The sequence below is a fragment of the Saccharibacillus sp. JS10 genome (assembly GCF_024436065.1).
Taxonomy (GTDB): Bacteria; Bacillota; Bacilli; order Paenibacillales; family Paenibacillaceae; genus Saccharibacillus.
Genome location: NZ_JANFNS010000004.1, coordinates 276,696 through 289,684, shown reverse-complemented (window position 1 = coordinate 289,684; position 12,989 = coordinate 276,696). Strand labels below are relative to the sequence as shown.

Sequence of the window (12,989 nt, the reverse complement as noted above, 5' to 3'; positions counted from 1 at the left end):
CATAAGAGGATTAGGGCGTCAAAGAAAGCGCGAAAGGAGCATCACTTTGTTCGATTACGAAAACCGCGAGTATGAAGATGTTGATTTTGGCTCGCAGCAACTTCGAGACGGCGAGCTGACGAACTGTACGTTTGTACGGTGCCGTTTTGTTTATGGTTCGCTTGAAGAAATTTTGACGCGTGGATGCCGGTTTACCGATTGTAATTTTCACGGCGCTGCTTTGAACGGCTCGATTCATATCGAATCGGCGTTCGAGAATTGCACATTTACCGAAGCCAATCTATTTGCGGCAAAGTTCGATCGTTGTAAAATGACGGGTTCTGATTTTGCGGGAGCGAAGCTTGACGGATTTACGATTGTGCAAGGCGACTGGTCGTATACCAACCTTCGCCTTGCTCGGCTGGATCGACAAGATTTGCGCGGAGCGCGCTTTTTCGAAGCGGACTTATCCGAAAGCAGTCTGCAAAAAGCCGATTTACGCGGAGCTGATCTAACACGCTGTATCCTCGATAAAGCGAAGCTGAAAGGCGCAGATTTACGAGATGCGGTGCTCGACGGCGTGAATTTCAAAGCACTGGATGTGCAGCAAGTTCGGATGGATCGCGAGCAAGCGGTGTTGTTTATGCGTTCTTATGGAGCGAAAGTGGATTAAAGAAAACGCTTTTCCGACATTTTTAATCGGATTTTAAGATTAGAAAGTTACGTTTCCTAAATTTTAGGGTACACAATTAAAACGGAATTTGATTTTTATTTGTGGAAAGTGAGGTTTTTGTAATGACGAAAATCGTGAACGAGAAAGTAACGTTGGGAAAAAGCGGTCTGAAGATCGTACCTGTCGGACTCGGAACCAATGCTGTCGGCGGACATAACCTTTTCCCTAACTTGGATGAAGAAGCGGGTAAAGCTTCGGTCAAATCGGCTTTGGAGAGCGGCATTAACTTTTTGGATACGGCATTTATCTACGGACCCGGACGTTCGGAAGAACTGGTCGGCGAAGTCGTCAAAAAGTTTGGTCACCGCGACGAGATCGTAATTGCGACTAAAGGCGCTCATAAAATTACCGATGGAAAAACGGTGTTCGATAATTCTCCGGCTTTTTTGCGAGAATCCGTTGAAAATAGCTTGAAGCGTCTCGGTACCGATTATATCGATCTGTATTACATCCACTTCCCAGACGAGCATACGCCAAAAGACGAAGCGGTCGGCGAGCTTGCGAAGCTGAAGCAAGAAGGCAAGATCCGTTCGATCGGCGTATCCAACTTCTCGATGGATCAATTGCGGGAAGCGAACAAAGACGGGCACGTTGACGTAGTCCAAGGCGAATACAACTTATTCAAACGCGGCGCCGAATCCGAATTTCTTCCGTACGCAAAAGAAAACGGGATTTCGTTCGTGCCTTACTTCCCGCTCGCTTCGGGTCTGCTCACAGGCAAATATCATGTGGACGACCAGCTGGACGAAAGCAAGCTGAAAAATCCGATGTTCCAAGGCGATACGTTCAAACGCAACGTCGAGAAAGTCAATGCTCTGCGCGAGATCGCCAACGCTCATGGCGTCGATATTTCGAATATCGTACTCGCATGGTATTTGACTCAAGATACAATCGATGCTGTCATTCCAGGTGCTAAAAACGACCGTCAAGTTGCAGCCAATCTCAAAACGCTTGACGTGAAACTCACACCTGAACAAATCCAGCAAATCGATTTCTTGTTCAGAGACTAATCTTTTACGATGGAGGGAGCGAGCCGACTACAAGAAGATTCGTTTCGGTCGCGTGTTGAAATTGAGAAAAAGGATTGGACTCTTATTGTAGGAGTTTTCTCAATTTCAAAGGCGAACGCTAACGCTCCTCCACTGAATCCTCTCTACGTCGGCTTGCTTCTAGTTACTTTAGAGTGTTAAAAATCCTATGACCGCCGGTTTTTCGGCGGTCTTTTCTATGCAAATCATGATGTTTTCAGATTTTTTTATGAAAACACACTTTTTAGTATTCATTTTGTACTTTTTTTCGAGTACAATGGGTCAGTTGAGTTCGTTACGGAACGGAACGAATCGAAATTTTGAGCTTTTTATTTTATATTGTGGAGGAATTATTACAGTCATGAATCACCCATCCCCTTCTACCGTAAAAGTGGTTACCGCTGATCCCGGCGCTATCGGCTTATTCGGTCTTGCTATCGTTACACTCGTTGCTTCTTCGCAGAAGCTCGGATTCACAGAGGGCCTAAGTTATGCCGCTTCTTGGGCTGTTTTTTTAGGCGCTTTCGCTCAGCTTTTTGCCAGTATTCAAGATGCCAAGCACAATAACACGTTCGGTATGACGGCGTTTGCGGCTTACGCTTTTTTCTGGTTCGCGATGGCGACCAACTGGTTGATGAAAATGGGCACCTTTGGACCTGAACTTGCAGGCGCTGTCGACGGGAAGCAGCTTGGTTTTGCTTTTGCCGGTTACCTCGTCTTTACCTTGTTTATGACCATCGGAGCGATGGAGACGAATAAAGTCCTCTTTATTATCTTCTGCCTGATCGATGTACTGTTCTTGGGTCTGACTTTTGATGCTTTCGGAGCACCTGAATTTTTCCATTCGATGGCGGCTTATGCGGAACTGGCAATTGGTATCGTATCGCTATACGGTTGCGGAGCGAACGTACTCAATACTCACTTCGGTCGCGAATTTTTGCCGATCGGCAAAGCTTTCGGTATCTTCAAAGCTCGCGTATAAATAAACGTAGAAAATCCACGTTGTGCTTAAGCATAACGTGGATTTTTTTATTTCACTTTCTTTCTTTTATATTGCCTCTTGATTTACTTACTAAATGTAACTATAATAAGTTTAAGTAAGTAAATTCAAAGCCGGGTTTGAGGTATCCCACGAATGAAATAGCACTGTAGAGACCTCAAAGATCGTTCGGCAAAAGGAGTCTATTTGTTATGAAAATCGAAGTTTGGTCAGATTATGTCTGCCCGTTTTGTTATATCGGTAAACGCCGCCTTGAACATGCTTTAGAACGTTTCCCGAACAAAGATCAAGTAGAAGTTGTCTACAAAAGCTTTGAACTTGATCCAAACTCGGCTGTACACCATGAAGGCGACATTAACGATATGCTTGCTAAAAAATACGGCATGAGCCGTGAAGAAGCCGTCGCTGCGAACAACAATGTCATCCAAGCCGCACGTAGCGTTGGACTGAATTACGACTTTGATCGGATGAAATATACGAATACATTCGATGCCCATCGTTTGGCTCATTTTGCTTCCGAAAAAGGCTTGCCTGCTCCGTTGACCGAACGTCTGATGGAAGCTTACTTTACTGAAGGTGCTTTTTTGGGCGACCATGAAGAGTTGGCAAAAATCGCGGAAGAAGTCGGCTTGAATCGTGAAGAAGTGCTTGAGGTGCTGAAATCCGATGCGTATAGCCAGCAAGTTCGCGATGACGAGAACGAAGCGATGCAGCTTGGCGTACGCGGCGTTCCGTTCTTCGTATTGGACGGCAAATTCGCGGTATCCGGCGCGCAGCCGGATAGCGTATTCGATCAAGCTTTGGAAAAAGCTTGGGGCGAACGCCCAGCACTGACGGTGCTTGGCAACGATGTAGACGATCTGGACGGATGTGCAGACGGAGCTTGCGCAGTTCCGCAAACGAAACCGGAATAACTCATAATCAAGTTCAAAGAAAGCGTTCCGGCAGATTGCCGGAACGCTTTTTTTGATGTATTCGATTGCTGATGACTGCCTTTTCGACTCAATATGAAGGAACTTTCATGACAATCGCTCATAAATTTGAACCGTCTTGATCTCAGGCGTTGTCCCCAGTTCCTCGTCCAAGCGTTGCTCAAAAGCTTGGTAACATTCACGCGCCAGCCGCTTGTTCCCTGCTGCTTCGTATGTCGTCATAAGTTCGCGGCAGACTTCTTCCGCATAAGGCTCATCTTCTTGAAGCGCAATTAATAAACGAATCGCTTCGTCGACGCTGCCTTTATTTTTTTGCACCTGCGCAAATTCAAGTGTCAACCGAAACCGCTGGCGCTCCAACTTTTCAGCTCGCGATTCCGCCCACGTATAATCATGATGTGCCAAATAACCGCCTCGCCATAACGATAATATCCAATTTACGGCTTCAGTTTCTTCGTGCGCACAGCCGATTAACTGCTCGAATTGTTGCTCTACATATTCGGCATCCGTCACAACGTTACCGCGTAATAACCGATAACTTTCTTGCCGATACTCAAGCGTCATCTCTGGCTTACCCGTCTTCAATAATTTGCGAATTTGATAGACGGAAGTGTGTAGATGGGTCGCTGCTTTGTCATTCGGCATATCGGTCCACAGCAACTCAATCAGTTCGTCTCGCGGAATCCATTGTTCTTTTTGATGCAGTAAATACGCAAACAATTCTTGCGATTTGGTCGTTCTCCATTTGACCGGAAAGACTTGCTTGGCTTGAAGATCGTACAGCTCTAATCGACGGAACATCAGAATGCCCGGCGTTTCAGCTTGAAAAGTTTTTGCCGCAGGGCTTGCAGCTGGAAGTTCCTCGATCTCGGCTCTGAGATTCACAGATATTCGTGCTATCGCTTTTTGTAGCCGCGTCGATCCAATTGGCTTGAGCAAATAATCGATCGCTTGAAGATCGAAAGCTTCCACCGCATATTCCGAATAAGCGGTAACAAAAATAATCGCGATCCCCGGATAATGCTGCTGAATATACTCGGCTGCTTCCAGCCCATTCATCTCTGGCATTCCGATATCCAAAAAGACAACGTCGATTGGCTCTTTTTGAAGAAGTTCGATTCCTTCACGCGCCGATGTACACAGCGATATCACTTCCAAGCGTCCATCAGCGCGAATCAATCGTTCAAGATGAACAAGCGCAGGCTTTTCATCGTCGACAAGCATGGCACGCATCTGTAATCACTCCATTTTATTCGTTGTTGCTTTCGTATGAATATCACAACCGCAAACACGCCGCAAACGAACAATCGTCTGCTCCAGTCGTTCTCCGGTCAGAGGTTTTAGCAAATAATCGAATGCTTGTTGTTCAAAAGCTTGAAGAGCGTAAGCTCGGCTGGTCGTCACATAGACCACACGCAAATCAGGCAAATATTGCCGAATGCGCTGCGAAGCGGCAAATCCAGACAAACTACCTAGACGTGTCTCCACAAAAAGAGCATCTGGCTTCAAAACCAACACATCATCCAATGCAAAATCCGATTCATACGAGCTGCCGACCAATTCGACATCGCTATAATGGCTTAACATCTGAGACGTCTGTACCCACGATGCCTGATCGTTATCCAATAGATAAATCCGCATAATTCTCATCCCTTTCCCGGGATACGAGCAGATACTCGTACTCATAGCTTCAGCATACCGGAAAGGGCTGAACATTTTCTGAACAACATTCATGATGGATTTTTATTGCAGCAACCGATCTTTCGGCAGATCGAATCCAATCTCGGTCCAACCTTTTGTATCGGAGGCAGAAGCTTCAAGTTTTAGAGAAGCTCCGTGCATCGCCGACAGCCTGCGGTCAATATTACGCAGACCGACGCCGCCCATACGACCTGCCATAATTTCTTCGAATTCCAATACACTTAGCCCTACTCCATTATCTTTTACACGAATCGAGACGGTCGAACCGGTATCTCGAACCTCCAATCGAACAACGCCTCCGGCAGACCGCTGCATCACGCCGTGACGAACTGCATTTTCAACAAGCGGCTGAATACTGAGCGGAGGGATCAAGATTCCGATCAGATCGTCGGTTTCACATTCAAAAATCAACCGATCATCGAACCTTGCCTGCTCTAATGCCACGTAAGCTTGAACAAGTTCCAATTCTTTTTGTAGCGGTACAAGGCGATCTCGGTTATGGAAATCAAAGCTTCCTCGCAAGTAATGACTCAGTTCGATCAATAGATCGATTGCTTTGTCAGGATCGGTCGTACACGCCGAAATAATAACATTAAGCGCATTATACAAAAAGTGCGGCTTGATCTGTGCTTGCAAAAATGCCATCTCCGTGCGGATCGCTTCTTCCGCAGAGCGGCGCATTCCGATCAACGTACCGACTCTTGCCCTAAGTTCTCCGGCATCGACCGGTTTACGCAGAAAATCACTGGCGCCTGCTTCGAATCCAGCTTCGATATCTTTAGGCAGACCACGTGCGGTGAGTAGCAAGATCGGCAATACAGCGAGCGTATAGCGTTGACGTAATTGACGACACAGCTCCAATCCCGACATACCTGGCATCATCCAATCGGTGATCACAAGTTCAACGTCCAACTTTTTCTCCATAAACTCAAGCGCTTCAGCGCCGCCAGACGCCGCATGAACCTCATAACCTGCTGTAGTCAGCAAATTTTGTAGCACCCGTCGATTGACCGGATCATCGTCAACGATGAGCACACTTCCCGCATGGAAGATGGCGAGTTCAAAAGCATCGGCGTCCCTTACTTCAATTTCTTCTTCCTGTATAATATCTGTCGGTTGCAGATTTGGCGATTCTACTTCGAAGCTTGAGATCGGTAAAGTGAAAAAGAAACTCGTTCCTTTGTTCGGCGTGGAATTCAGCCAGATTCGTCCTCCACCGAGTTCAACCAATTGACGCGTAATATGCAGACCCAGACCGTTTCCTTCACTATTCAATGCCTCATCCATACGTTCGAACCGTTGAAAAATACTTTGCCAGCGACTCCGATCAATCCCGATTCCGGTATCGGCAACTTCTACGGTGACCCAATCGCCTTCTACAGAAGCTGTAATGACGATCTGTCCTTGTTCGGTATACTTCACCGCATTGCCAATCAGATTGTACAAAATTTGCCGCAAACGATCTTCATCCATCTGTACGCCGGGCAAATCTTCCGGGCATTGCTGCACAATCAAAATCGGCTTATCTCTAAGCGTATACGAGACAACTTCCACGACTGAATGAACGATAGACGGCAGATGCAAGGTGCGAAGCTCCAAGCGCATACGCCCTTCTTTTAAATTCGAAAAATCAAGGATATCCCCAACCAAAAGCGATAGACGTTGCCCTGTTGTCATAATCATCGATAAATTTTCTTGCTGCTTGACGGAGATCGGCCCTGCCGCGCCTTCCAACATCGAATGTGCGATATTGATCATACCGTGCAGCGGCGTTCGAAGTTCATGCGACGTATTCGCCATAAATTCGTCTTTTAGCCCATCGAGAGTGAGCAGCCGAGCAGATAATCGTTCGACATCAGCGAAAGCACGTACAAATCGATGAATCAATAATACGGTCTGTGCCAATACGAACAATATCAACTCGTAAATCGCCCACCAGCGCAAATCGACTTGAGCGATCAGATCGATCATATTGAGCAGCATAAACATGGTGAGACTCATTAGACCCAGCGTAATCAAAAACCAGTCTTCGGCGCTTCGGTTGACCCAACGAATCATCACCCAGATCGTATAGCCCATCGTCAAAAAGGCGAAAAACAATACTAAATTTTCGAGCGACGAAAAGATCGGCATCGGCAAAACCAAAGCTAAAAACGCGCCCAAAATCGTCAAAAAGGCATAGATACGCATTACGACTTTGTGAATCGTTCCCGGCACCAACGCATTGATATACGCAATCAGGCATAGATAAATGAGATTTCCAGAGATCGCTTGAAGCTTGAGCAATATCACATAAGGCATATACGGCAAAAAATAATCGATCAACTTTTCGCCATGTGTCAACATGTAGACAACGCCTAATAGACAGAATAAACCGAGAAAAAGCTGTGGTCTTTCGCGCTTGTGCAAGACATACAGTAACAAAAACAACATACCTGGAAGCAAAAATCCGCTAATCAAAGAAAAGTCGCGAATCGAATCGCCTTGCCGGTCTCGTAAAATGACGGATTCCGGTCCGAAGCCTATCGAATCAAAGATTCCGCCTGTCGCATAACTAAAGTTGGAAGCTTGAATCAGAACTTCAACTTTGTTTGAATTCAAATTAAAAACGCCTGTATACGGGATATTTCTTTGAATATCTGTATCCCGGTTTTCCGAAGGATTACCGCTTGATCCCAACAACTCTCCATTGACGTACACCCGGCTTGCCATTCGAATATTTGAAATACGCAGACCAAAATCTTGATCGAATCGTTGACCCAGATCGATATTCAGGCGATAGGTGCCGTATCCCGATCCTCCGCCCGACATCGCTTTGTTCCAAGCACCCGGCACCTGAAGACTTTTAGCATCTGATATAGGCTGATTTAACGTTTCCGGCGTTAGCAGCTTGCCCGGATAAAAGGTCCATTCTCCATCTAGATTCGCGACGCCGCGCTGATCATAATCCCAACCTCTTAAATCGATATTCCCTCCTTCAGCGCGAGGAAGCGCACGCTGCGAAGTCACACTATCGACCATTCCAATCACAGGTAGCCCGACAATCAAGATGATTGCCAATATTAACGTGATCCATTTTTTGAACACGGCTTCTCACTCATTCCTATCGTTATCAACAGCGCATATTTGTGTAGAGGCTTGAATATTGCAAGTTAATCCAGATTATACACGGTTTTGCTCCCCATAAGCAGAAACATGATTGCGACGGATCTAATGAACTGCTACGCTAAACGCACAATAATGTTCAGGAAAGAAGGATGCCGCATGAAAAAAAATCCGAAAAAAAAGCAAATCGTTGAAGCGGCAGCACGAATTATTGCAGAAAAAGGATACGAGAGCGCTTCGATCAAAGAAATCGCGACAGAAGCCGGGCTGACCGCTCCCGGGCTGATTCATTATTATTTCAAATCCAAAGAAGAAATTTTGCGTGAAGTCATGCGCGAAAGTCGTGAACGGTACGAAGAAGAGTTCGAAAATCCAAGCTTGCGTCCTTCTTCTGATTTATTTGGCTCGGAAGAATATCAAGCGCATGTCACAGAACGTCGTGATCCCGATTGGTATAAGCTTCGATATGAACTTTTCGCACAAGGCTTACGTGATCCCGCTCTGTCTCACGACGTGTATCAACTTCTTGAAGTCGGACGTGAAGGAATTGCCGATGTGCTAGACTCCACGCTGATCCATTTGAGCGAAGAAGAACGGGAATCTTTGTCTGCTATTTTGCTTGCTTGCTTCGATGGTCTGGCTTTGCAGAAATTATTGCGTCCTGAACTTGATTTGGAAAAAACGTACGCGCTATTGGAAACGATGATCGTAGATCGCTTTTCCCCCTCAAAATAAAACAAAGCCCCCTTAAATTTTTTTTACATCTAAATGTGACATCCTATTCAAAAAAGCCCGCTCTTCACCGAAATATAGATTAAATTTGATGGTTTATTTGAACAGGAGGAATATCCGGCATTATGCTAATTGGTGTATACCATCGTAGTGATCCGTTCGAGCATATTTCACGCGAACGAATCGATGCACTTCTTGCAGAAGCGAAGCGCCAACATATTTCGCTCTGCTTTTTCAACGTAGACGGTATTCATCCCGAACGTTCTACTATAACCGCTCTACACGCGCATAACGATCAATTCTATCAACGGGAAACCCCTTATCCAGATGTCGTATTGAATGAGTCGCCGGAAGTGGCAGCGAAGCGTCCTGAAGTCGAAAAACTTCTTCGTGCTCAAGTTCCTTTTGCTGTTCATTTGATTGGCAATAAAGAAGCCGTTACTGGATCTCTTCAAACCGATTTTGCCGAATTTTTATTACCTACAGAAAATTTATCCTCCCCTGCTGATGCTGAACGTATGCTAAACCTGCATCGCGATCTTCTTTTGAAACCTTCTGACGGACGACGAGGCGGCGGTATTGTCCGTATCCGTATCGACCATGCACGCTATCGCTGGGAAGAAAGTAGCGGAACTTCGCGGCTACTGGATTTGCGCGAATTACGTAAAGCGTTGCGTCGCCTGATCGCCCGGCAATCTTATCTCATTCAACCTTACGTCCCAACCTTAACTTCCAATAATGAACCGCTCGATTATCGCGTGCATGTTCAGCGCGATGAAAATGGCGAATTTCAAGTGACACGAACGTATCCGCGTATCGGTAAACCCGGCGGGTTTATCAGCAATCTGAGTGCAGGTGGACAAAGCTTAGACCTTCATTCTGTTTTGTCGTCGTTTTATGGCAATCAAGCTTTAGACATGCAAGCAAAATTGGAACAAACGGCTTTGCGGCTTGCAGAAGGCGTGAATCGTCCTTATCCGTTTTTGTGCAACGAGCTAGGGATCGATCTGCTGATGGATCAAGAAGGCAAGATTCATTTTCTGGAAGCTAATGCTTCACCCGAGACTCGCGACCATGAACCGCTACGCGCGATTCGAGTCCTTCAATTTTGCCGGCATTTGCACGAAGTTGGAACCGGTCAAATTCGACATCGCCGTACAATCGGAATGCTCGTCGCAGAGAAAGATGCAGAAGTTCGTCTGAGCGAAGCCTTGGCGTTCGCGAGTGCCGCTTACGACACCGACTTTATCTGGTTCCGCCCTATAGACGCCGCTTACGATTCTCCGCTTCTCAAAGCAATAACTTTCCAATACGGACAATGGAAGTCGCAATATCGGAGACTGCCTGACGTGGTCTACGATCGCCTCAAAGAACGAGGGCTTCGACGTTCCGAAAAAGCGTACGCAAGATTGGAAGGAATTCCGAATACCCATTCGAGACCTGCGGGAAGCTTCAACAAGATCAAAGCTTACGAAATGCTTTCGGAAGATCCAAGCATCCAGCCGCATCTGATTCCGTACGCTGCGCTAAATTCTGCCGAAGTTGCTTTGAAGTTTATCTCGGATTACGGGCAGACGGTCATCAAGCCAAGCGGCGGCACAAAAGGCTCAGCGATTATCGTCGTGCAGCGCGAAGGCGAACATTATCGGGTCGATGATCCGATGTATAGCCATTTGCTCGCCACCGAACAATTATCCGCATTGTTTGAAGGTCTTGCCGAAAACAAAGACATGGTCTTACAAAAATTTATCCATAGCGTGACCTCGGAAGACTTGCCGTTCCATATTCGCGTCCACATGATTCGCGACGCGGAAGGAGTCTTCCGAATTATCGGTCATATGCCGTATATCTCGACGCAGCAGCGGCATAAAGTCGTCAATCATCATTCTAATTTACGTGCTTTCACCCAGTGGCATTGGTTTTTACCTTATCAATTCCCGGGTCGCGAAGAAGAGATGAACACGAAGATCGATCGTTTTGCGTATGCGGTAGCCGCTCAGATCGAGAAGCGGCTGGAAGATCGCTTATGGGAGATCGGGCTTGATCTGGGTATCGAACAAGATGGCTCAATCTGGTTGTACGAAGCGAACATGAACAAAGTCGGCGTGATCAATCGAGAACTCGAAGCTGCATCTATTCTTGTCCCTTCTTGTATCTCATTGATCGGTTCACATCCAAAAATCGAATCTCAGGAGCGTGCCTTATGAGCAAAAAGAAAAATTCAGCCCAAAAAAACAATAAAAAGAAAGTCGTTTTGCGTTCCGCGTTATTAACGACAGGGCTAACGGCACACCTGCTTTCAGGCGCGCCGGCGATCACTAATGCTGATCCGGCTGCCTACGACGGCGATTCGTTCGCTTACTTGAGTCAGTACCTCGGTATTAACTCCGCAAATGCGGAAACGATCGATAATCCAAATAGCGTTCAGATGGAAGACCACGGAGGAGAAACTGATCCTGGTGGCGGTTCGAATCCAGGCCATGAAATGCCAACTCCGCCTCCTGTGAATAACACGCCTGCTCCGGTCACTTTCGTCCCTTCGACTCCGGCACCACCTGCCAACCCCGAAGATTCGATTCAAGTCTTGGCTGTGTCGGCAGGCAATCTGACTGGGCAATCGGCTAGTTTGGTTCGTTCTACCGGGCAAAATGGAACACCAAACGCAGAACTTCGTCTGAATGCACAAGGGCTTACACTCGCTTCTCAACAAGCCACTCGCGGCGAGACGCTTGCTTATCGTCTGCCGCAATTAAAAGGAACCGATATGCAGATCGTTTTGGACGGCACTACGTTAGCGCCGCTTGCAACGAATACCAACAAACTTTCGGTTAGCACTGCCGACGTCGGGATCGTATTCCCGGTAGATCGTCTGCGTGTAGGTCAAGCTGCTGAGATTCTAGGCGTACCTGCCGACCAAGTCCAAATTCGAATCCAAATTCAAAAATCAGCACCTGTGACAGATAATAATGTATGGAGCAAAATCACAGGAGCGACTCCAGTCGGAGATGCGTATACGTTCCGTATGCTCGCAAGCAGCGGTACCAAAACGACTGAAATCAACGGTTATGACAAACGTTACGGCCAGCAAATGATTCCGGTACCTGAAGGTTCGGATACAAGTCAATTGGGCGCAGTGATGCTGGTGGGCGGAAAGTACGTACCGATCCCAGTCACCTTCAAAGACGGTCAAGCCGTTCTGCATACAACAGGCGGAAACCCGGTTATGTTGGTTCGTTACGAAGCTCCGACCGCTACCGGAAAATGGTTCGATAATGCACTTGGAGAGTCTTCTGCAAAAGGGATCTTAGAAGATCGCTCGCCTTCGGCAGGATTGGATCGCGAAGACTTCGCACGGATGACTGTGCGCGCACTGGGTCTGGAATCATACGGCTCTGGTCGTTCGGCGCTTTCGACTCTGATCAGCGCAGGGCTTCTGGACGGGCTCCCGCAAGGCACGCAAACAAATGGCGAAGTGACGCGTGAAGAGATGATGGCGATTCTGATTAACGCTAGCCGTCAATTCGATCTGGCATTGAATCCATTAAGCACGCCAACTTCGACCGATGCGAAAACTGCGTTCAGCGATTCGAGCAATATCTCGAATTGGGCAGATTCTTATGTAGAAGAAGCGTATGCCGCAGGTCTATTCCAAGGCGATCGCGGAAAAGTCGAAGCCAAACGTCAAGGTACAGCTGGCGAAGCGGCAGCTTTATTGATCAACCTGCTGCATAGCACAGGGCTGGGCGATAAATAAATTTCGGTATGATTTTGGATGAATG

At 46.9% G+C, this 12,989-nt stretch carries 10 protein-coding genes; 7 read left to right on the top strand and 3 right to left on the bottom strand.

The window, feature by feature from the left end; all coding sequences use genetic code 11:
• The first annotated feature begins 46 nt into the window (after positions 1-46).
• The 4 genes from NOM90_RS14165 to NOM90_RS14150 all read left to right on the top strand — a co-directional run bounded on the left by NOM90_RS14165 (position 47) and on the right by NOM90_RS14150 (position 3,654).
• The gene (locus NOM90_RS14165; protein ID WP_255942770.1) at positions 47-652 is read left to right on the top strand and encodes a pentapeptide repeat-containing protein; all 606 of its coding nucleotides are present in this window, start codon (positions 47-49) and stop codon (positions 650-652) included.
• Positions 653-786: 134 nt separating this feature from the next.
• The gene (locus tag NOM90_RS14160) at positions 787-1,722 is read left to right on the top strand and encodes an aldo/keto reductase (RefSeq protein ID WP_255943044.1); all 936 of its coding nucleotides are present in this window, start codon (positions 787-789) and stop codon (positions 1,720-1,722) included.
• Positions 1,723-2,101: 379 nt separating this feature from the next.
• The gene (locus NOM90_RS14155) at positions 2,102-2,722 is read left to right on the top strand and encodes an acetate uptake transporter (RefSeq protein WP_255942768.1); all 621 of its coding nucleotides are present in this window, start codon (positions 2,102-2,104) and stop codon (positions 2,720-2,722) included.
• 209 nt (positions 2,723-2,931) lie between these two features.
• Positions 2,932-3,654 carry a DsbA family oxidoreductase gene (locus NOM90_RS14150; RefSeq protein WP_255942766.1) on the top strand — a complete coding sequence of 241 codons (723 nt, stop codon included), beginning with the start codon at positions 2,932-2,934 and terminating at the stop codon, positions 3,652-3,654.
• Positions 3,655-3,759: 105 nt separating this feature from the next.
• Here NOM90_RS14150 and NOM90_RS14145 read toward each other — a convergent pair whose 3' ends face one another.
• The 3 genes from NOM90_RS14145 to NOM90_RS14135 all read right to left on the bottom strand — a co-directional run bounded on the left by NOM90_RS14145 (position 3,760) and on the right by NOM90_RS14135 (position 8,460).
• The gene (locus NOM90_RS14145; RefSeq protein WP_255942764.1) at positions 3,760-4,905 is read right to left on the bottom strand and encodes a response regulator; all 1,146 of its coding nucleotides are present in this window, start codon (positions 4,903-4,905) and stop codon (positions 3,760-3,762) included.
• A gap of 6 nt (positions 4,906-4,911) precedes the next feature.
• Positions 4,912-5,313 carry a LytR/AlgR family response regulator transcription factor gene (locus NOM90_RS14140; RefSeq protein ID WP_255942763.1) on the bottom strand — a complete coding sequence of 134 codons (402 nt, stop codon included), beginning with the start codon at positions 5,311-5,313 and terminating at the stop codon, positions 4,912-4,914.
• Positions 5,314-5,415: 102 nt separating this feature from the next.
• Positions 5,416-8,460, bottom strand: a complete 3,045-nt coding sequence (locus NOM90_RS14135) for an ATP-binding protein (RefSeq protein WP_255942761.1) — start codon at positions 8,458-8,460, stop codon at positions 5,416-5,418.
• Between the two features lie 177 nt (positions 8,461-8,637).
• Here NOM90_RS14135 and NOM90_RS14130 point away from each other — a divergent pair, with 177 nt between their 5' ends.
• From NOM90_RS14130 to NOM90_RS14120, 3 genes are all read left to right on the top strand, one after another.
• Positions 8,638-9,213 (top strand): TetR/AcrR family transcriptional regulator, encoded by a 576-nt coding sequence (locus tag NOM90_RS14130; RefSeq protein ID WP_255942759.1) that lies wholly within the window; start codon positions 8,638-8,640, stop codon positions 9,211-9,213.
• Positions 9,214-9,335: 122 nt separating this feature from the next.
• Positions 9,336-11,417 (top strand): YheC/YheD family protein, encoded by a 2,082-nt coding sequence (locus NOM90_RS14125; protein WP_255942757.1) that lies wholly within the window; start codon positions 9,336-9,338, stop codon positions 11,415-11,417.
• Positions 11,414-12,964, top strand: a complete 1,551-nt coding sequence (locus NOM90_RS14120) for an S-layer homology domain-containing protein (protein ID WP_255942755.1) — start codon at positions 11,414-11,416, stop codon at positions 12,962-12,964. Before NOM90_RS14125 ends, NOM90_RS14120 begins: the two co-directional genes overlap by 4 nt.
• The last annotated feature ends 25 nt before the right edge of the window (positions 12,965-12,989 follow it).